Genomic DNA, 18808 nt, shown 5'->3' with positions numbered 1-18808 from the left:
GGGGATTCTTCATGCTCGCGCAACTTCCACCGGCCTTACAGAATCTGCATCTACCGCTTCGGCTGCGGCTCTGGGATGGCCATGAATTTTCACTGGGTGACGACCCCAGTGTCACGATCGTGGTCAAGGACCCACAAATGGTCGCGCAATTCACCCATCCCAGCCTGAATGCGCTAGGAGCGGCCTTCGTCGAAGGCAAGCTGGAACTCGAAGGATCGATCCACGAAGTCATTCGTGTCTGCGATGAATGGAGCCAGGCATTGATTGAGGACGACGCCGACAACCTGCCGGTGCGATCGCTCCACGACAAGGAAACCGACGCCCAGGCGATCTCCTATCACTACGATCTTTCCAACGCGTTCTATCAGCTGTGGCTCGACAGTGACATGGCCTATTCCTGTGCCTATTTCGAGACGGGCAGTGAAACCCTCGAACAGGCCCAGCAAGCCAAATTCCGCCACTTGTGCCGCAAGCTGCGATTACAGCCGGGTGACTACCTGCTGGATGTCGGATGTGGGTGGGGCGGCCTGGCCCGTTACGCTGCACGCGAGTTTGGTGCCAAAGTCTTCGGGATTACCCTGAGCAAGGCGCAGCTGACACTGGCTCGGGAACGGGTCAAGGCAGAAGGCCTGGAGGATCTGGTCGATTTGCAATTGCTGGACTACCGCGACCTGCCCCAGGACGGTCGCTTCGACAAAGTGGTCAGCGTCGGCATGTTCGAGCATGTTGGCCACGCCAACCTCGAGCAGTACTGCAAGACGCTGTTCGGCGCGGTGCGTGAGGGCGGGTTGGTGATGAACCATGGCATCACCGCCAAGCACACCGACGGTCGTCCGGTCGGTCGTGGCGCCGGTGAATTCATCGAGAAGTATGTATTCCCCAACGGCGAGCTGCCGCACCTGTCGATGATCTCTGCCGAAATCAGCGAAGCGGGGCTGGAGATCGTCGACGTGGAAAGCCTGCGCCTGCATTACGCGCGCACGCTCGATCACTGGAGTGAACGCCTGGAGGACAATCTCGAGGCCGCCGCGAAGGAAGTGCCGGAACAGGCGTTGCGGATCTGGCGTCTGTACCTGGCCGGCTGCGCCTACGCGTTCGCCAAGGGCTGGATCAATTTGCACCAGATCCTGGCGGTGAAGGCCCACGCCGACGGTAGCCATGAGTTGCCCTGGACCCGCGACGACATCTACACCCCTTAGAGAATCGGGGAAATAAGCCGGGCGATTCGCATGCCGATCTTCTGCAGGCGGTGGGTCTCCCGGCTTTCCTGTTTGTCGATTTCCACGGCTCGGGCGAAGTCCTGCTCAAGCATCTGCTCGACCTCGGTGGCGAACGGGATATCCACCGTGAGCAGCATGACTTCGAAATTCAGGCGGAACGAACGGTTGTCCAGGTTCGCACTGCCGATGGCGCTGATTTCCCGGTCGATCAGCACCACTTTCTGATGCAGGAAGCCTGGCGCGTAACGGAACATCCGCACACCGGCCCGCACCGCTTCAAACGCATACAGGCTGGATGCGGCGTAGACGATCTTGTGGTCCGGCCGCGAGGGCAGCAGGATGCGCACATCCACCCCGCGCAGCACCGCCAGGCGCAAGGCCGCGAACACCGCTTCGTCAGGGATGAAGTAAGGCGTTGTGATCCAGACTCGCTCGCTGGCCGCATGGATAGCTTCGACGAAAAACAGCGAACAGGTTTCGTAGGCATCGGCCGGGCCGCTGGTCAGCAACTGGCAGAGCACACCGTCGTCCGGGTAGGTGTCTGGCAGGATCAGCGGTGGCAGCGAACGGGCCGCCCAGAACCAGTCCTCGGCAAACGACTCTTGCATACTTCCCACCACCGGGCCGCAGACTTCGACATGGGTGTCGCGCCACGGCGCCAGGGGCGGCTTTTCGCCCATGTATTCATCGCCCACGTTGTGCCCGCCAACGAAGCCTAGAACGCCATCCACCGCCACGATCTTGCGGTGGTTGCGAAAGTTGACCTGGAACCGATTGAGCCAGCCGCTGCGGGTGGCGAAGGCTTTGACGTGGACACCACCGTCGCGCAGCGCTTGGACGTAGCGGTGGGGCAGGGAGTGGCTGCCAATGCGGTCGTAAAGCAGATACACCGCCACGCCTTCGGCGGCTTTTTTCAGAAGCAGTGTCTGCAGGCGTAGGCCGAGGCGGTCGTCGTGGATGATGAAAAATTGAATCAGCACGGCCTGCCGTGCGTTATCGATGGCCTGGAAGATTGCCTCGAACGTGGCCTGCCCATTGACGAGCAAACGCACCTGATTGTTCGCCAGGCACGGTGTGCGCCCCAGCTTGGGCATGGCCCGTAGCGAGTCGTAGGCCTGGGAGGCACGGGCGGTCAAAGCCTCTTCAACCCACGGCCGCCAGTTCAGCTCGGAGATCGCCTTGCGCATCTCTTCGTTGGCTTGTCGGCGCGCCTTGATGTAGCCATCAAAGGTGCTGCGCCCGAAAACCAGGTAAGGAATCAACGTCAGGTAGGGAATGAACAGCAGCGACAGGGCCCAGGCAATCGAGCCTTGGGCCGTGCGCACTGTCAATACAGCGTGGACGGCGGCGACGGAACCCAGGGTGTGGAACAGCGCGATCAGGTAACCGAAAACATGCGGGCCGAAATAATCCATGGGGCAGCCTTGCTCCGGAAGTTTCTATGCTTAACAGACCATGTTCCATGGCGAATGTCGCTATTTAATTCACTCGTCCCGGGCTTGAACCGAAGCCTGTGGGCGGCGTCTAACGGCCACTTGTCCTCTGGAGTTTATGCAATGAATGTTCGTCTGCTGGGTGTGGCCTTGGCAATTGGCTTGGCGGTTCCGATGGCGGCTCAGGCGCAGATGCTCCAGCCGGGTTTGTGGGAACTGACCACCAGCAACATGAAGGTCGATAACCAGAACTTGCCGGACCTGCAATTGATCCTCGGCCAGTTGCAAACCCAGATGACCCCGGAGCAACGGGCGATGCTGGAAAAGCAGGGCATCACCATGGGCGGTAAAGGCATTCGCGTCTGTCTGACCCCGGCGCAGGTGCAAACCAATGACATTCCGCTGCAAGACCCGCAATCGGGTTGCAAGCAGCAGATCACCGAGCGTACCGGCAATCAGTGGAAGTTTCGCTTCAGTTGCCCGAAAGCCCAGGGTAATGGCGTCGCGACGTTCCAGAGCGATCGTGAATTCACCACCAAGGTCAACGGCACGTTCAATGCCACCGGCATCCAGCAGAACGGCAGCCTCGACACGCGCGCGGTATGGCTGGGGCAGGAGTGTGGGACGGTCAAGCCGAGGGCTTGAATCGGAATTAGGTAATTTCTTGGTGAACCTGTGGGAGCAAAGCTTGCTCGCGATGCGGGCAACTTGGTCAATCGCCAAGCGCGGTATCGTTCATCGCGGGCAAGCCTTGCTCCCACAAGCGCTCGATCAGGGCAAGCCTTGCCACAAGCGCTCGATCAGGGCAAGCCTTGCCACAAGTGCTTGATCAAGGCCGACTCAGCGCCTCATACAACGTATTGAGGTTGTATTCGAAAAGACCCGTGAAGGTGCTGGCCGGTCCGCTGGCCGCGAGTGCATCGGAGTACAGCGTGCCGCCGATGTGCGCGCCGCTCTCGTCGGCGATCTGCTTGAGCAGGCGTGCGTCCTTGATGTTTTCCATGAACACCGCTTTGACCTTCGCCTGACGGATCTGGGTAATCAGCGCCGCGACTTCTGCCGCCGACGGTTCACGCTCTGTGGATAAACCCTGGGGCGCCATGAACTCGATGCCATAGGCCTGGCCCAGGTAACCGAATGCATCGTGGGAGGTCACGATCTTGCGATTGCCGGCAGGCAATGCACCGAGCTTGGCCTTGGCTTCGGCGAGCAGGGCATAGATTTTCTTCAAGTACGCCTGGCTGTTGCGTTCGTAGTCGGCCTTGTTGGCCGGGTCGGCCGCTTCCAATGCCTTGGTGATGTTGCTGACATACAGCTCGGCGTTCGCCAGGTTGTGCCAGGCGTGCGGGTCGGGGATGGTCTCGCCATCCTCATCCAGTGAGCGCGGGATGACGCCGCGACTGGCGCTGATCACCGGGGCAGTGGTTTCAGTGCTGGTCACCAGGCGGTCCAGCCACGACTCGAAGCCCAAGCCATTCTTGATGATCAGTTTTGCCCTGAGCAATGCCTTGGCGTCGTCTGGCGTGGGTTCGTAGGTGTGTGCATCGGCGTCCGGGCCGACCATGTTGGTGATTTGGATATGCTCACCGCCGACCTGTTGGGTCATGTCGGCGAGGATGCTGAAGCTGGTCACCACCTGGAGCTTTTCGGCGGCGGACAGGGACATGGACAGCATCAGACTGAATAGCACGAGCAGTACGCGCATCGGGAAACACCTCATTGGGATGTGAGCAAAGGCGGGCGGCGCAGCAAGCCGTGCACCGGACCGAATACCACCGACAGCAGATAAAACCCGCCTGCCACCAGCACGATGGACGGCCCGCTGGGCAGTGAGTAATAGAAGGACAACAACAGGCCAAGCCAGACCGAGAGGCAGCCGAGCAGCGCCGCGATCAGCATCAGCAGTGGCAGGCGACGGCTCCAGAATCGCGACGCGGCGGCTGGCAACATCATCAGGCCGACCACCATCAGCGCACCGATGGCCTGGAAGCCGATCACCAGGTTCAACACCACCAGGGTCAGGAATACGCCATGGGCCAGCGGGCCAAGACGACTGACGGTTTGCAGGAACAGTGGGTCCAGGGTATCGAGCAGCAACGGTCGGTAAATCAATGCCATCGCCAACAAGCTGGCACCGGACACCCAGAGCATGCCGGTGAGCGTCGGGCCGTCCACCGCCAAGGCTGAGCCGAAGAGCAGGTGTAGCAAGTCCAGGTGTTTACCGGCCATGCCGAGGATCAATACGCCGGCCGCCAGGGAAATGGGATAAATCGCCGCGAGGCTGGCGTCTTCCCTTAGACCGGTACGCCGGGTAATCCAGGCAGCGAGCCCGGCCATGCTCAGGCCCGCGCCCAGGCCGCCAACGGTCAAGGCCGGCAGGCTCAGCCCGGCAAACCAGAAACCCAGGGCGGCGCCAGGCAGAATGCCGTGCGCTACGGCGTCACCAATCAGGCTCATGCGCCGAAGAATCAGGAACACGCCCAACGGCGCCGTGCTGCACGCCAGCACCAGGCCGCCAAGCAAGGCCCGACGCATGAAGACAAACTCTTGAAACGGTTGCCAGAGATGAGTGGCCGCAAGCATCAGGCCACCCACGTATGGGGTTGTTGGGCGATCAAATCGACACTGCGGCCCAGCACGCAGCCGGTATTTTTTATCAGCAGCGTATGGGGGACATGTTGGCGGACCGCTGCCAGATCATGGCATACCACCACGACGGTTCGGCCCTGGGCGTGCCAGTGATGGAGGTGTTTCCACAGCAGTGCCTGGCCCTGTTCGTCGAGGGCGGCGTGAGGTTCGTCGAGCAACAGCAGTGGCGCTTCGGCCAGGCTCATGCGAGCGAGCAGGGCGCGTTGCAACTCGCCTCCAGACAGCGCCATTAACGGACGATGCTCAAGGCCGGTCAGCGCCCAGTCGGTCAGTACGGTCTGGAGCAACTGCCCGCGTATCGCTGGCGTGTGTCGATTACCCCAGGAACCGGCGGCCACCAACTCCTGCAAGCTGATGGGGAACTGCCGATCCAGATGTTGCTGCTGGGGCATGAACGAAACCCCACCACGGCGTGGAACATCCAAGGTGACTTTGCCAGAGAGCGGTTGTTGCAGCCCCGCGAGCACTTTCAACAGGCTGCTTTTGCCCGAGCCGTTGGCACCGATAATAGCGGTGAGACTACCGGCCGGTCGCTGCATCGTGAGCGGCGGTGTGAGAGGTTGTCCGGGTGCGCCCCAGCGCAGCGCTTGGCAGTTGATCATGATGCGCCCCGGGTCCAGCGGCTTTGCGCCACGGCGTCATGGGCGTGCAGGCTTTCGGCGTGAACGACGCGTACATTCAGGGCAGCGATGTCGGGTAACCGCCTCAGGGCCGTGCTTAATCGCCGCGCGGCGTCTTCGCAGAACATCAGGTTTTGGCCGTTGGCCAGGGCGAAGGCCTGTTCATCGGCGCGCTTGACGGCGGTCTGCACAGCGGTGCCGAGGGCTGCTTCGGCTTCGTTGATGAAAGACTGAAGCGGCAAATCGTCGGCATTGGCATTCAGGCGCAGGGTCAGGATCGCCTTACTGCGTTGGCTATGAGGGGTGGCAACAATGCCGTTCGATGAACCTAGCCAGGCCAGGATCTCGGCGTGCTCAAGTTTCTGGTTAGCGAAGTCGTCGATGAATTGCTGTTGGATCAACTGCCGGGCAAGTGCGGCCGAACAGGGGCAGGTGGATGAATAGGGAATCTGGATGTTCAGTTCCACGTGGAACATTGCGTTTTTCAAGTGGGCTTCGATGCTCACCGGGTAGCGTTTCCAACCCATCAGCGGGCTGATGAGTGCCGGACGCTTGAGCAGCAGATCGGTATGCACACTGAGCGATGCCGCGTGGGACAAGCCTTCGTGGCTGTCGAGAAATTGCTGGAGGATTCGGCGCAATAACGCTGGTGAGAGCGTCGTCTCTTCGAGCAACTCCAGCGCCAGGTATAAACGTGACATGTGAATGCCGCGCGCCTCACCGTCATCAAGGCTGACACCTGCGTCGGCCATTGCACTGAGACGCTGGCCGTCGATCAACACCGGTGTTGCGATGCCACACATGCCCACCCAATCGAGGGGCAGGGTTTGACGTGAAGCCTGCGCAGCGATGTCGGGCAGGGTTAACGCGTTCATGGTCAAGGTCCATCGAAGGTTCAAAATTAGATGTTATAGTATAACAACTGATTTAAAGAAACCTTTTCCATGAAAGGAGTTTCATCTCCCCAAACGTTCACGTTCCACGTGAAACATCAGCGCGATGAATCCTGGCAGCCGTTCATGCGCCCGCATACAAATGCGCCCCCACTACCACCGGAGCTCGAGAAACGATTAAGGGTCGTCCAGCCCACTCGCCGGCTGTATCCGACCCAACTTTCTCCATCCGATGCCAAGCCGGTAAAGAAGGTGAGCTGACCGTAACGGCTGTTTGTTTGCGCCCAATAACGACGACTGGCCGCTTCAAAACCTCGTAAATAAATGGTGTTTCCCGCCGTTGCGACGCTGTAGGCGTTGCTCTGGATGTCCACGCACGCCAGCAGATTTGCACTGCGGGTGCAGTTCGCCAGGAGTGAGGTTTGGGCCGAAACGCTTAACACCCACAGCAACAACGGGCTCGCCAATACGAATTTCAGATGATTGCGCATGGAGTGATCTCAGGCCAATACGGGATGGCGGGGGCTGGTTGAATTGCGTTGTTATACTATAACATAAACGCCTTGCCCCTGAATCTAGCCAAACCCTGGAAACGAGCCGTAGTCGAAGCGGCCGCCCGATGAGGATATACCTGATGCCCAATCGTCTTCCCGTAACCGTGCTTTCCGGATTCCTCGGTGCCGGTAAAAGCACACTGCTCAACCACGTTTTGCGTAATCGCGACAATCTACGGGTTGCGGTGATCGTCAACGATATGAGCGAAATCAACCTCGATGGCAGCGAAGTTCAGCGAGATGTCACCCTGAGTCGTTCCGAAGAGAAACTGGTGGAAATGAGCAATGGCTGCATCTGCTGCACGTTGCGCGAGGACCTGCTCGAAGAAGTCGGGCAACTCGCCAGGGAAGGGCGTTTCGATTACCTGCTGATCGAGTCCACGGGTATTTCCGAACCGCTGCCAGTGGCAGAAACCTTCACGTTTCGTGATGAAGAAGGCCGAAGCCTGGCCGATGTGGCGCGACTCGACACCATGGTGACGGTGGTCGATGGGGTGAATTTCCTGTTGGATTACCAGGCCGCTGAAAGCCTTGCGTCACGCGGTGAAACCTTGGGTGAGGACGATGAACGCTCGATCACCGACCTGCTGATCGAACAGATCGAGTTTGCCGACGTGATTCTGATCAGCAAGATTGACCTGATCAGCCAGCATGAACGGGAAGAGTTGACCGCGATTCTGCAGCGCCTCAACGCTCAGGCGCAGATCCTCCCCATGGTCATGGGGCAGGTGCCGCTGGGCAGAATCCTCGATACAGGCCTTTTTGACTTCGAACGCGCCGCCCAGGCCCCTGGTTGGTTGCAGGAGCTGCGTGGCGAGCACGTGCCAGAAACCGAGGAATATGGCATCGCCTCGACCGCCTATCGGGCACGCCGACCGTTTCATCCCGAGCGCTTTTTCAGTTTCATCGACCGTCCATGGCCTAACGGCAAACTCCTGCGCTCCAAGGGGTTCTTCTGGCTGGCCAGCAAACCTGAGGAGGCGGGCAGTTGGTCCCAGGCCGGGGGCTTGATGCGGCATGGTTTCGCCGGGCGCTGGTGGCGGTTCGTGCCGAAAAACCAATGGCCGCAGGATGAAGAGAGCACAGCGGCGATCATGAAGAACTGGCTCGCTGCCACAGGCGATTGCCGTCAGGAGCTGGTGTTCATTGGTCAGGATATCGACTTCAGCCAGCTCACCGCCGAACTGGACGCTTGCTTGCTCACCGACGCGGAAATGGCCTTAGGCGCCGAAAATTGGCGCTTGTTACCCGATCCGTTCGGCCCGTGGCATGACGAGGTCGCGGCGTGATGCTGGCGCCCAGTCTGAAAAGGGCTACGCAGGCACGACAGGTCCAAGGTGATACGCCAGGGGTATTCACGCAGATCCTGGACGACGGCACCAACCTGGCGGTCTGGCAGCGTCAGCTTCCTGCACACATCAGCGATTTTGCGGCCATGGTGCTGGCGATGGACCCGTCGCTGGCCGAATCACGCGTGCTCGAGTTGCCGGAGGAAGACACGCAGCCGGCGCTGCGAGGGCTCGCGGCAGGTTTCAGCGACCTGCAAGGCTATGAAGGCTTTATCGCCGATGTCTCCTGGCTGGTCAGTGCATTTGCCTGCCTATTGGGTGCCCAACGTGTCGGCCTGCGCCTGCGCACGCTGGACAAGGCGATGTGCCCGCGCTTTCACGTTGACCACGTGCCGGTGCGGCTGCTGACCACCTATGCGGGCGTCGGCAGCCAGTGGCTTGAGGAAGGTGCCATGGACCGTCGACGACTTGCCGAGCCTGAGGCTGAGCCCAGTGATCCGCGCGTGATCCAGCAGTTTCGTTGCGGTGATGTGGGTTTGCTTAAAGGCGAAAAATGGCACGGCAACGAGGGCCTTGGCCTGATCCATCGATCACCGGAGCTCGCGCCGGGAGAGCGTCGATTGATTCTCACGCTGGATTGGCTGGCTTAAGGCTTGAGCCAGGTGCCTTGGCTCTGCCCTTCGCAAAAGGGCTGCAGATAAGCGGCATCGGTCGCCACGCCGTAATAGTGAATATCCTGGCGGTAAGGCATATTGGCGACCTGGGCGTTGCTGCAGACGCCGAACGCGCCGCCAGGGCATTGATCGACGTATTGCACCTCGACCTTCTGGCCGGCAAGGTTTGGCTGGCAGAAACCATCGGCAAACAGCTTCTGCGGGATGTTGCGGTTCTGCTGGCAGACTTTCACATCCAGCCGCTCCGCCTGGCTGTGGACCACGCAAGCCTGGGCCAATGCCTGGTTCGAAGTCAGTGCCAGTAACAACCAGCCGATCATTCGCATATTCACCTCCATCGAAAGCCGTCGATTATGTTGCAGCACATTCCCACTCATGTCATCGCCGGTCCCTTGGGCGCCGGCAAGACCAGCCTGATCAGGCATCTGCTGGCGCAGCGCCCGGCCAATGAGCGCTGGGCGGTGTTGATCAATGAGTTCGGCCAGATCGGCCTGGATGCCGCGTTGCTGACCCAGGCGGGCGATGGTATCGCACTGGGCGAAGTGGCCGGCGGCTGCTTGTGCTGCGTCAACGGCGCGCCGTTTCAGATCGGTCTTGGGCGTTTGCTGCGCAAGGCCCGGCCAGATCGGCTGTTCATCGAACCCTCGGGCCTGGGTCATCCGGCGCAGTTGATGCGCCAGCTGAGCGAAGCGCCATGGCTCGGTGTGCTGGCGGTGCAATCCTGTGTGCTGGTGTTGGACGCCCGGGCGATGGCGGACGGCAAGCCCTTGCCCGACGCGCAGCAACAAATCCTGGCGGATGCCGGACTGCTGGTGCTGAACAAGTCCGAGACCCTCACACAAGCCGATCGCGAACGGCTGACGGCGCAACTGCCAGGGCGTGCGTTGTACTGGACGCAACAGGCTGCGCTGCCGATCGATCGATTGCCAGGCCTTGCGGCTCGGGGCAGTGGGGCTGTGGATAACTTGAATCTACCGAAGAGCCTGGGCCAGATACCGGCCATTTGGTCCGACCCGACGCTGCCGATCTGCTTGTATCAGCAGCAGGAAGGCGGCTGGAGTATTGGTTGGCGCTGGCACCCCAGCCAGCAATTCGACGCAGCGGCGCTGACGCAATGGCTGCAAGGCCAGGACTGGAAACGGGCGAAGATGGTTATCCACAGCGTCGGTGGTTGGGTTTCAGCCAATGCGCTGGAGGGGGCGGTGGTGGGTTGGCAAACCAGTGAGTGGCGCCAGGATTCTCGGATCGAGCTGATTTTCGATCAGGTGCAAGACGTTGATCGCCTGCGAGCCGGGCTGGCGAACTGTCGGTGTCGCTGAGTCAGCCCCGTTTCAAGGCTTCCATTTGTTGTGTTCCTGGCGCCATTGGCTCAACTCGATGACTTCAGCCCTGGGTCTGGTCTGGACCGGTTCAATGGAGGGTGGCGGTGTTTCTTCGAAGGGCATCGGGTAGGGCGCTAGTTCTATTTGTGCGCTGTGGGCACCAAACTGAGTGATGGTGCCCGAATGGCGGCTTTCGCCGGTGACGGTGAACTCGAAGGTGTAGACGCGAGCCAGCCGTCGTCGTCCGCTGGCGTCTTTCACGAAACCGATCCTTTTCAGCGCCACGTTGCCGTCCAGCAGCTCGATCTTGAGGTTGGCGCAATGCTGCATGACCCTCGCCAACGCCCGTTCGCGCAAGCCATGGTTGTGCCACAGCCAGGCGCCGCCGGTAGCCAGCAGCATCAGCACGAAAATGTTTCCAAGGGTCAGCATGAACAAAGTGCTCCAACAAGTTGCTGCCAGCTTAACTGTCTCGCCGGTCTGTCGTACAGGCTGCGTTTAGTCGCATACTGCGCGGCTTGAATTTCAATCGTTTTACGGAAACTTCCCGCATGAAACGTACGCCTCATCTGCTTGCCATTCAGTCCCACGTGGTGTTCGGACACGCCGGCAATAGCGCCGCAGTGTTTCCGATGCAGCGGGTTGGCGTGAACGTTTGGCCGCTCAACACCGTGCAGTTTTCCAATCACACCCAGTACGGCCAATGGACCGGGGAAGTGCTGGCGCCAGAGCAGATACCGGCATTGGTAGAAGGCATTGCGGCCATCGGTGAGCTGGGTCACTGCGATGCGGTGTTGTCCGGTTACCTGGGCAGCGCGGCTCAGGGGCGGGCGATTCTGATGGGCGTGGCGCGGATCAAGGCCGCCAATCCGAAGGCGCTGTACCTGTGTGACCCGGTCATGGGGCATCCAGAGAAGGGCTGTATCGTGGCGCCCGAGGTGAGCGAGTTTCTCCTGGAAGAAGCTGCTGCCGTGGCGGACCTCATGTGCCCGAACCAACTGGAGCTGGACAGTTTTTCGGGACGCAAGGCGCAGTCTTTGCTCGATTGCCTGGCCATGGCCCGGGCGTTGCTGGCCCGTGGGCCGAAGGCGGTGCTGGTCAAGCACCTGGCCTACCCTGGCAAACCCGATGACAGCTTCGAAATGCTGCTGGTGACCGCCGATGGCAGTTGGCACCTGCGCCGTCCGCTGCTGGCTTTCCCGCGTCAGCCGGTGGGCGTGGGTGACCTGACGTCAGGGTTGTTCCTGGCGCGGATACTGTTGGGGGACAGTCTGGTGGCGGCGCTCGAATTCACTGCCGCAGCGGTGCATGAAGTGCTGCTGGAAACCCAGGCCTGCACAAGCTATGAGCTGGAACTGGTCCGCGCCCAAGACCGGATCGCCCATCCACGGGTGCGGTTCGAGGCAGTGCCGATCAGCCTCTGATCAATGCAAGCCCCTTGTGGGAGCGAGCTTGCTCGCGATAGCGATGTCACAGCCAACCTTTATGTTGAATGTGATGCCCTCATCGCGAGCAAGCTCGCTCCCACATCTCGGTTAAGGCCCGTCTGCCTTGATGTCCTGATAACGCTTTTCCAGCTCCTGGCGAATCTGCCGGCGTTGCTGGGCTTGTTCGTAGCGGCGTTTTTCTTCGCTGTTTTGCGGCTGCAAGGGCGGCACGGCTGCGGGTTTACGCAGGTCATCCACCGCGACCATGGTGAAGAAGCAACTGTTGGTGTGGCGCACCGAGCGTTCGCGAATATTTTCGGTCACGACTTTGATGCCCACTTCCATCGACGTGTTGCCGGTGTAGTTCACCGAGGCCAGGAAGGTCACCAGTTCGCCGACATGAATCGGCTCACGGAAAATGACCTGGTCAACCGACAGGGTCACCACGTAGCGCCCGGCGTAGCGGCTGGCGCAGGCGTAGGCGACTTCGTCGAGGTATTTGAGCAAGGTGCCGCCATGGACATTGCCAGAGAAGTTGGCCATATCGGGGGTCATCAACACCGTCATCGACAGCTGGGCGTTTCCGGGTTCCATAACGTACTCACGGTTCAAGGCAGCAATGTTGGAGTGCACCTCTGCGGGTGCTGGTGAGTGGCCTGCAAACAGGTCACCAGGTTTTTAAAACCACCGATATCGGGACGCTGCGCCTGTGGTTGCCGTCACGCGCCGATGGATCTGTTTCCATATATTGCACCGTCTTTTTGTCGGAAGTCGCGGTGTTACCCTTCAAAAGCCCGTTGTGAGGGCAATTCCTACAGAGGAAATGGATTTCTCCAGCTCTGCGATGAGTCATTTGAACAGGGAGCCCCGACATGCATGCCATCAGTTTCATTCAAGACTTGGCAATCATCATGATGGCAGCGGGGCTGGTGACCGTGCTCTTTCATCGTTTCAAGCAACCGGTGGTATTGGGCTACATCGTGGCCGGCTTCATCATCGGCCCGCATACGCCGCCGTTCGGTTTTATCCACGACGAAGACACGATCAAGACCCTGGCCGAGCTCGGGGTGATCTTCCTGATGTTTTGCCTGGGCCTGGAGTTCAGCCTGCGCAAACTGTTCAAGGTTGGGGCCACGGCCTTCATCGCGGCGTTCCTCGAAATCGTGCTGATGATCTGGATCGGTTATGAAATCGGCCGCTGGTTCGAGTGGAGCACCATGGATTCGCTGTTCCTCGGCGCGATCCTGGCCATTTCCTCCACCACCATCATCGTCAAGGCCCTCAACGACCTGAAGATGAAGAACGAGCGTTTTGCGCAGCTGATCTTCGGGGTGTTGATCGTCGAGGACATCCTCGGTATTGGCATCATCGCCTTGCTGTCGAGCATTGCCGTCAGCGGCACCGTGAGCTCCGGCGAGGTGTTTTCCACGGTCGGCAAGTTGTCGTTGTTCATGATCGTCGCGTTGGTCATCGGCATTCTGCTGGTGCCGAGGGTCCTGGCCTACGTGGCGAAGTTCGACAGCAACGAAATGCTGCTGATTACCGTGTTGGGTCTGTGTTTCGGCTTCTGCCTGCTGGTGGTGAAGCTGGAATACAGCATGGTGCTCGGGGCGTTCCTGATCGGTGCGATCATGGCCGAGTCCCGGCAACTGCTGAAAATCGAGCGGCTGGTGGAACCGGTGCGCGATCTGTTCAGCGCGATTTTTTTCGTCGCCATCGGGCTGATGCTCGATCCGGCGATATTACTGCAGTACGCCTGGCCGATTGCGGTGATCACGGGGGCAGTGGTGCTCGGCAAGATGTTGTCCTGCGGCCTCGGTGCCTTTATCGCCGGCAACGACGGACGCACCTCGCTGCGCGTTGGGATGGGCCTTTCGCAGATCGGCGAATTCTCCTTCATCATCGCGTCGTTGGGGATGACCCTGCAGGTCACCAGCGATTTCCTCTATCCAGTCGCGGTCGCCGTCTCGGTGTTGACCACACTGCTGACGCCGTACCTGATCCGGGCCGCCGACCCGCTGTCCGTCAAGTTGGCGACGCTCATGCCGCAACGGCTGACGCGGGTGCTGGGGATGTATGGCGAATGGCTGCGCAGCATCCAGCCCCATGGTGAAGGGGCGATGGTGGCGTCGATGATCCGGCGGATCTTGCTGCAGGTCGGCGTCAACCTGGCGCTGGTCATTGCGATTTTTGTCTCGGGCGGTTATTTCGCCGAGCGGATGTCGGCTTACCTGCAAGCGTGGATCAGCGACCCGAGCTGGCAGAAAGCCTTGATTTGGGGCGGGGCGTTGTTGCTGTCGCTACCGTTCCTGATCGCCGCCTATCGCAAGCTCAAGGCGCTGTCGATGCTGCTGGCGGAGATGGGCGTGAAGCCGGAGATGGCTGGCCGCCACACCCAGCGCGTGCGTCGGGTGATCGCCGAAGTGATCCCGATTCTCTCGCTGCTGGTGATTTTCCTGCTATTGGCAGCCTTGTCGGCCAGCATTCTGCCGACCAACAAGTTGCTCGTACTGATCGCCGTAGTGGCGACCGCCGTGGCGGCACTGCTCTGGCGCTGGTTCATCCGCCTGCATACACGGATGCAGGTGGCCTTGCTTGAAACCCTGGACAATCACAAGGACTCGTCCGGGCATTGACCGGCGACGGGGCTCAGCTTTCCAGCCAGACGTCCCGCGCCCAGTGCCAGACCGATTCCCAGGTTTCTTCGGCGACCAGTTCTTCCTCGGCCTGCCACAGCACCACAGTGCCGTCTTCTTCGACGCAATAATAATCGTCGCCGTCCTGGCAGATCGGGATCAGGCTGCGGTCGACACCGGCATCCCAGGCATTGGCGGCAACGTCCGGCAGGTAGGTGTGGGATTGTGGATCGGTGACGGTCACCGGTTCCAGGCTGCCATAGACGACATCGCTGACGGTCAGCAAAAACTCCCTGAAGACGAATGGGATATCGATGAACAGCTGCTCCTCGATCTCTACCAGCAAGTCTTCGTCGGGCAACTCCAGCGGGACCGGTACGGGCTCGTTGGCTTCACGCAATTGTTCGATGATTTCTTCCACGTCCGGGGATCCTCTTTCTCGATGGCGCGGTTTTATATGGAGCGGTTTATACAGTAGCTCGCTATAGATGCAACTGCGAAATAGAAAACCCCGGCCTGAGCCGGGGTTCTTTTATTTCAACATGCAAAACGGGCAAAGGTTCAACCGTTCTGGCGAATACCGGCCACCAGCCAAGGCTGGTCATCGCCCTGGGCACGTTCCATGTTCCAGCTTTCGCTGAACGCTTCGCCCTTGTCGAAGCGAGAATCCTTCGACACACCGCTGAAGGTCAGGGTGGCGATGGTCTTGTCGGCGCGATCGTCGACGCCGTCCAGTTGCACGTTCAGATTGTCGATGTAGGTGGACTGGAAGCCATCGCCCAGTTCGGCCCGCTCGCGCTTGAGGAACTCCAGCAGCTGCGGGGTCACGAACTCGGAGATCTTGTCCATTTCGTTCGCGTCCCAATGTTGCTGCAGGGACATGAAATGGTTGCGCGCGGCTTCGACGAAGCGGCCTTCGTTGAACCAGGCTGGCGCATTGATGACCGGACGGACGGCGGCAGGCGCTGCCGAACCGCCGAAGATCGAACCACTGGCAGGCTGCTGGTTGAACACTTCACGCTGCATCGGCGCGTGGCCGGCTGGAGCCAATTGCTCCTGCTGCTTGCGACGACGGGCGGCAATGAAGCGGAAGACCAGGAAGGCGATGACCGCCATGATCAGGATGTCGAAGATCTGCATGCCCTGGAAGCCGTCGCCCATGAACATGGAGGCGAGCAGGCCACCGGCGGCGATGCCGGCCAGGGGGCCGAGCCAGCGCGAAGCACCGCTGGCCTTGGTGGCAGCGCCTGCGGCACCGGCCGCGCCTGCGGTGGCAGCGGTAGAACCGGCGGCAGAGGACGGTGCCATCTGGCTGGTCTGGTGAGTCGGGGCAGCGCCCGAGCTTTTACCACCGCCAAAACGCTTGGCGGCATTGGCGTCGATGGCCATCGTCAGGCCGATGCACAGCGCCATGGCGATGCTAAGAAAACGTTTCATATAAAGGCATTCCCATTTGTGGATAGCACGCGCGCCATGTTGCACAGCTGAACTGTTGCTGGCTAGTGACAGAGTGTTTCGGGCTTTTGCGTGACAGCTTAGGTTCAGCTTCGGCTGTGCAAGAAGGCTTGTTCGCTTTGGGCTGTAGGAAAAGTAAATAAGTTCGGTCGGAAACTAATGTGGGATAGAGAGAGATACCTGTGGGAGCAAGGCTTGCCCGCGATAGCGATCTGTCTGACGCATCTGTGTTGAATGTGCCACCGCCTCGCGGGCAAGCCTTGCTCCCACAGCAAGGTGCTTCTTACGAAATCCTTAGATCGCTTCCAGCTTGGCATACCCCAGCATCAACCACTTGCTGCCTTCGCTGAAGTTCACCTGCACCCGCGCCTGGGCGCCAGCGCCCTCGAAGTTGAGGATCACGCCGTCGCCGAATACCGAATGCCGCACGGTCTGGCCGAGGCTGAAGCCGGTTTCCGGGATGTTGCTGCCGCCGAACAGGCTGCTGGTGCTTTGTTGCTGGCCGCCACCGAACGGTCGGCTGACACTGTTGGACAGCCGCACTTCCTGGATCAGTCCCTTCGGGACTTCACGTACGAAGCGTGACACCTTGTTGTAGGTCTCGCTGCCATACAAACGTCGGGTTTCGGCGTAGGTCAGCACCAGATTCTGCATGGCGCGGGTGATACCGACATAGGCCAGGCGCCGTTCCTCTTCCAGGCGGCCCGGTTCCTCCAGGCTCATCTTGTGGGGAAACAGGCCCTCTTCCATACCCACGAGGAACACGTAGGGGAATTCCAGGCCCTTGGCGCTGTGCAGGGTCATCAGCTGGATGCTGTCTTCATGCTCGTCGGCCTGGGTGTCGCCGGCCTCCAGGGAGGCATGACCCAGGAAGGCCGACAGCGGCGTCAGGTCTTCGTCTTCTTCGGTGCTTTCGAAGTTGCGCGCGGCGCTGACCAGTTCCTCAAGGTTTTCCACCCGGGCCTGGCCTTTCTCGCCTTTTTCCGCTTCGTGGTAGGCGATCAGGCCGGACTGTTCGATGACGGTCTGGGTCATCAAGTGCAGAGGCATTTCCCCGCACTTGGCGGCCAGGTCCTCGATCAGGTCCATGAAGGCCTTCAGCGCACCGGCGGCGCGACCGGTCATGCCTTTGTTGGCGACCAGTTGGTGCATGGCTTCCCACATGGACACATGGCTGTGGCGTGCGTGATCGCGAATCGCCTCGACGGTTTTCTCGCCAATGCCCCGCGTTGGCACGTTGATCACCCGCTCCAGGGCTGCATCGTTGCCACGACCTTCGATCAAGCGCAGGTAGGCCATGGCGTTCTTGATTTCAGCACGCTCGAAGAAGCGCTGGCCGCCGTAGATGCGGTAGGGGATTCGCTCGCGCAGCAAGGCCTCTTCGAGCACCCGTGACTGGGCGTTGGAACGGTACAGGATGGCGATGTCGCTGCGGGCCAGGCCGGTTTTCAGCGCGCTTTCGATGGTTTCCACCACGTAGCGGGCTTCGTCGTGTTCGTTGAAGGCGGCGTAGAGGTTGATTGCCTCGCCTTCGCCGCCGTCGGTCCACAATTCCTTGCCCAGGCGCCCGGTGTTGTTGGCGATCAGGGCATTGGCGGCCTTGAGGATGCCGGCGGTGGAGCGGTAGTTCTGTTCCAGGCGGATGACTTCGGCGTCCGGGAAGTCCGCCGAGTATTGGTGGATGTTCTCGATTTTGGCGCCGCGCCAGCCGTAGATCGACTGGTCGTCGTCACCCACCACCATCAGGCTGTCACCGCCCTTGGCGAGCAGGCGCAACCAGGCGTATTGCACGGCGTTGGTGTCCTGGAATTCGTCCACCAGTACATGCCGGAAGCGCTTCTGGTAATGGGCCAGCAGGCCTGGGTGGTCGCGCCACAGGTCCAGCGCCCGTAGCAGCAGCTCGGAGAAGTCGATGACTCCGGCACGCTGGCACGCCGCCTCGTAGGCTTCGTAGATGCTGCGCATGGTCGCCAGGAACAGGTCGCCGCTGGCCTGGATGTGTTGCGGGCGCAGGCCTTCGTCTTTCTGGCCGTTGATGAACCATTGCGCCTGGCGGGCTGGCCAGCGCTGCTCGTCCAGGCCCAGCTCGCGGATCACCCGCTTGACCAGGCGCTGCTGGTCGTCGCTGTCCAGGATCTGGAAGGTCTGGCTCAGCCCGGCCTCCTGCCAATGCGCCCGCAACAAGCGGTGCGCCAGGCCGTGGAACGTGCCGACCCACATGCCGGCGGGGTTGATGCCCATCAGTTGCTCGATGCGATGGCGCATCTCGGCCGCGGCCTTGTTGGTGAACGTCACCGACAGGATCGAATGGGGCGAGGCGTTCTCGACCTGGATCAACCAGGCGATACGGTGCACCAGCACTCGGGTTTTACCGGAGCCGGCACCGGCCAGGACCAACTGACGACCCACGGAGGCGGCTACGGCCTGACGTTGGGCATCGTTGAGGGAGTTCAGCAGAAGGGAGAGATCATCGCGCATCGGGGCATTCTAGGGTGCGGCGTCACCCCGGGCAAACCGAGCTTTGCATCAGCCGATAAAAGACCGGTTGTGGATGACCGGCGGGTCATAGGCTACAGCCATTGGCGGGACTCGCTTCGAAGGGGCGCGAGCCAATGAAATAGCGACTTTTTCCGTAT

At 60.5% G+C, this 18808-nt stretch carries 19 protein-coding genes; 7 read left to right on the top strand and 12 right to left on the bottom strand.

All coding sequences use genetic code 11. From position 1 onward, the window contains the following. The first annotated feature begins 11 nt into the window (after positions 1-11). Entirely contained in the window at positions 12-1199 is a 1188-nt protein-coding gene (gene cfaB / locus B0E42_RS17990) for a C17 cyclopropane fatty acid synthase CfaB (RefSeq protein WP_018613886.1), read from the top strand. On the opposite strand, the gene cls is transcribed toward cfaB, so the two are convergent. Beyond that, positions 1196-2635 carry a cardiolipin synthase gene (gene cls / locus B0E42_RS17985; RefSeq protein ID WP_053183223.1) on the bottom strand — a complete coding sequence of 480 codons (1440 nt, stop codon included), beginning with the start codon at positions 2633-2635 and terminating at the stop codon, positions 1196-1198. The genes cfaB and cls overlap by 4 nt on opposite strands. A 141-nt stretch (positions 2636-2776) precedes the next feature. Between cls and B0E42_RS17980 the strand changes: the two genes are divergently transcribed. Continuing rightward, complete coding sequence (locus B0E42_RS17980) at positions 2777-3298, top strand: DUF3617 domain-containing protein (RefSeq protein ID WP_018613891.1); 522 nt, start codon at positions 2777-2779, stop codon at positions 3296-3298. Between the two features lie 184 nt (positions 3299-3482). On the opposite strand, the gene B0E42_RS17975 is transcribed toward B0E42_RS17980, so the two are convergent. The 5 genes from B0E42_RS17975 to B0E42_RS17955 form a co-directional block, all read right to left on the bottom strand. Then, complete coding sequence (locus tag B0E42_RS17975) at positions 3483-4358, bottom strand: metal ABC transporter substrate-binding protein (protein ID WP_053183220.1); 876 nt, start codon at positions 4356-4358, stop codon at positions 3483-3485. 11 nt (positions 4359-4369) lie between these two features. Next, a complete protein-coding gene (locus B0E42_RS17970) occupies positions 4370-5236 on the bottom strand; it encodes a metal ABC transporter permease (protein ID WP_053183339.1) in 867 nt (288 codons plus the stop codon). After that, positions 5236-5904, bottom strand: coding sequence for a metal ABC transporter ATP-binding protein (locus B0E42_RS17965; protein WP_053183217.1), 669 nt, complete (start codon positions 5902-5904; stop codon positions 5236-5238). The genes B0E42_RS17970 and B0E42_RS17965 overlap by 1 nt, the downstream gene beginning before the upstream one ends. Beyond that, positions 5901-6797: a GTP cyclohydrolase FolE2 gene (gene folE2, locus B0E42_RS17960; protein WP_077506964.1), complete on the bottom strand. Its 897-nt coding sequence runs from the start codon at positions 6795-6797 to the stop codon at positions 5901-5903. Before folE2 ends, B0E42_RS17965 begins: the two co-directional genes overlap by 4 nt. Positions 6798-6913: 116 nt before the next feature. After that, positions 6914-7306, bottom strand: a complete 393-nt coding sequence (locus B0E42_RS17955) for a glutamine synthetase (RefSeq protein WP_077506963.1) — start codon at positions 7304-7306, stop codon at positions 6914-6916. Between the two features lie 143 nt (positions 7307-7449). On the opposite strand from B0E42_RS17955, the gene zigA reads away from it, so the two are divergent. Beyond that, positions 7450-8658: a zinc metallochaperone GTPase ZigA gene (gene zigA / locus B0E42_RS17950; protein WP_077506962.1), complete on the top strand. Its 1209-nt coding sequence runs from the start codon at positions 7450-7452 to the stop codon at positions 8656-8658. Further along, on the top strand, positions 8658-9308 hold the full coding sequence (locus B0E42_RS17945) for a DUF1826 domain-containing protein (RefSeq protein ID WP_018613905.1): 651 nt from the start codon (positions 8658-8660) through the stop codon (positions 9306-9308). Before zigA ends, B0E42_RS17945 begins: the two co-directional genes overlap by 1 nt. Here B0E42_RS17945 and B0E42_RS17940 read toward each other — a convergent pair. Next, positions 9305-9658, bottom strand: a complete 354-nt coding sequence (locus tag B0E42_RS17940) for a hypothetical protein (protein WP_014340943.1) — start codon at positions 9656-9658, stop codon at positions 9305-9307. The two genes, B0E42_RS17945 and B0E42_RS17940, sit on opposite strands and share 4 nt — an antisense overlap. A gap of 27 nt (positions 9659-9685) precedes the next feature. Here B0E42_RS17940 and B0E42_RS17935 point away from each other — a divergent pair, with 27 nt between their 5' ends. Next, entirely contained in the window at positions 9686-10651 is a 966-nt protein-coding gene (locus B0E42_RS17935) for a GTP-binding protein (protein ID WP_053183208.1), read from the top strand. Between the two features lie 12 nt (positions 10652-10663). On the opposite strand, the gene B0E42_RS17930 is transcribed toward B0E42_RS17935, so the two are convergent. After that, a complete protein-coding gene (locus tag B0E42_RS17930; protein ID WP_053186237.1) occupies positions 10664-11086 on the bottom strand; it encodes a DUF3301 domain-containing protein in 423 nt (140 codons plus the stop codon). A 119-nt stretch (positions 11087-11205) separates the two neighbouring features. On the opposite strand from B0E42_RS17930, the gene pdxY reads away from it, so the two are divergent. After that, positions 11206-12078 carry a pyridoxal kinase PdxY gene (pdxY, locus tag B0E42_RS17925; protein WP_018613913.1) on the top strand — a complete coding sequence of 291 codons (873 nt, stop codon included), beginning with the start codon at positions 11206-11208 and terminating at the stop codon, positions 12076-12078. Positions 12079-12189: 111 nt separating this feature from the next. On the opposite strand, the gene B0E42_RS17920 is transcribed toward pdxY, so the two are convergent. Next, positions 12190-12675, bottom strand: coding sequence for an acyl-CoA thioesterase (locus B0E42_RS17920; protein ID WP_003206993.1), 486 nt, complete (start codon positions 12673-12675; stop codon positions 12190-12192). A gap of 278 nt (positions 12676-12953) precedes the next feature. Here B0E42_RS17920 and B0E42_RS17915 point away from each other — a divergent pair, with 278 nt between their 5' ends. Then, positions 12954-14717 carry a cation:proton antiporter gene (locus tag B0E42_RS17915; RefSeq protein WP_077506961.1) on the top strand — a complete coding sequence of 588 codons (1764 nt, stop codon included), beginning with the start codon at positions 12954-12956 and terminating at the stop codon, positions 14715-14717. Positions 14718-14730: 13 nt separating this feature from the next. Here the strand turns inward: B0E42_RS17915 and B0E42_RS17910 are convergent, their stop codons facing one another. The 3 genes from B0E42_RS17910 to uvrD all read right to left on the bottom strand — a co-directional run bounded on the left by B0E42_RS17910 (position 14731) and on the right by uvrD (position 18650). After that, entirely contained in the window at positions 14731-15138 is a 408-nt protein-coding gene (locus B0E42_RS17910; protein ID WP_024616886.1) for an SMI1/KNR4 family protein, read from the bottom strand. Positions 15139-15278: 140 nt separating this feature from the next. Continuing rightward, complete coding sequence (locus tag B0E42_RS17905) at positions 15279-16154, bottom strand: Tim44 domain-containing protein (RefSeq protein ID WP_018613918.1); 876 nt, start codon at positions 16152-16154, stop codon at positions 15279-15281. Positions 16155-16466: 312 nt separating this feature from the next. Then, positions 16467-18650, bottom strand: a complete 2184-nt coding sequence (gene uvrD, locus B0E42_RS17900) for a DNA helicase II (RefSeq protein WP_018613920.1) — start codon at positions 18648-18650, stop codon at positions 16467-16469. Positions 18651-18808: the final 158 nt, after the last annotated feature.

This window comes from Pseudomonas sp. A25(2017) (genome assembly GCF_002001065.1).
In the GTDB taxonomy this organism is placed as follows: Bacteria; Pseudomonadota; Gammaproteobacteria; order Pseudomonadales; family Pseudomonadaceae; genus Aquipseudomonas; species Aquipseudomonas kilonensis.
This window is presented reverse-complemented; position numbering and strand designations above follow the sequence as displayed.

What these genes read in the sequence shown, in the direction of transcription:
- cfaB (WP_018613886.1), top strand. Translation starts at nt 12, where the DNA reads ATGCTCGCGCAACTTCCACCGGCCTTACAGAATCTGCATCTACCGCTT.
- cls (WP_053183223.1), bottom strand. Translation starts at nt 2,635, where the DNA reads ATGGATTATTTCGGCCCGCATGTTTTCGGTTACCTGATCGCGCTGTTC.
- B0E42_RS17980 (WP_018613891.1), top strand. Translation starts at nt 2,777, where the DNA reads ATGAATGTTCGTCTGCTGGGTGTGGCCTTGGCAATTGGCTTGGCGGTT.
- B0E42_RS17975 (WP_053183220.1), bottom strand. Translation starts at nt 4,358, where the DNA reads ATGCGCGTACTGCTCGTGCTATTCAGTCTGATGCTGTCCATGTCCCTG.
- B0E42_RS17970 (WP_053183339.1), bottom strand. Translation starts at nt 5,236, where the DNA reads ATGCTTGCGGCCACTCATCTCTGGCAACCGTTTCAAGAGTTTGTCTTC.
- B0E42_RS17965 (WP_053183217.1), bottom strand. Translation starts at nt 5,904, where the DNA reads ATGATCAACTGCCAAGCGCTGCGCTGGGGCGCACCCGGACAACCTCTC.
- folE2 (WP_077506964.1), bottom strand. Translation starts at nt 6,797, where the DNA reads ATGAACGCGTTAACCCTGCCCGACATCGCTGCGCAGGCTTCACGTCAA.
- B0E42_RS17955 (WP_077506963.1), bottom strand. Translation starts at nt 7,306, where the DNA reads ATGCGCAATCATCTGAAATTCGTATTGGCGAGCCCGTTGTTGCTGTGG.
- zigA (WP_077506962.1), top strand. Translation starts at nt 7,450, where the DNA reads ATGCCCAATCGTCTTCCCGTAACCGTGCTTTCCGGATTCCTCGGTGCC.
- B0E42_RS17945 (WP_018613905.1), top strand. Translation starts at nt 8,658, where the DNA reads ATGCTGGCGCCCAGTCTGAAAAGGGCTACGCAGGCACGACAGGTCCAA.
- B0E42_RS17940 (WP_014340943.1), bottom strand. Translation starts at nt 9,658, where the DNA reads ATGCGAATGATCGGCTGGTTGTTACTGGCACTGACTTCGAACCAGGCA.
- B0E42_RS17935 (WP_053183208.1), top strand. Translation starts at nt 9,686, where the DNA reads ATGTTGCAGCACATTCCCACTCATGTCATCGCCGGTCCCTTGGGCGCC.
- B0E42_RS17930 (WP_053186237.1), bottom strand. Translation starts at nt 11,086, where the DNA reads ATGCTGACCCTTGGAAACATTTTCGTGCTGATGCTGCTGGCTACCGGC.
- pdxY (WP_018613913.1), top strand. Translation starts at nt 11,206, where the DNA reads ATGAAACGTACGCCTCATCTGCTTGCCATTCAGTCCCACGTGGTGTTC.
- B0E42_RS17920 (WP_003206993.1), bottom strand. Translation starts at nt 12,675, where the DNA reads ATGGAACCCGGAAACGCCCAGCTGTCGATGACGGTGTTGATGACCCCC.
- B0E42_RS17915 (WP_077506961.1), top strand. Translation starts at nt 12,954, where the DNA reads ATGCATGCCATCAGTTTCATTCAAGACTTGGCAATCATCATGATGGCA.
- B0E42_RS17905 (WP_018613918.1), bottom strand. Translation starts at nt 16,154, where the DNA reads ATGAAACGTTTTCTTAGCATCGCCATGGCGCTGTGCATCGGCCTGACG.
- uvrD (WP_018613920.1), bottom strand. Translation starts at nt 18,650, where the DNA reads ATGCGCGATGATCTCTCCCTTCTGCTGAACTCCCTCAACGATGCCCAA.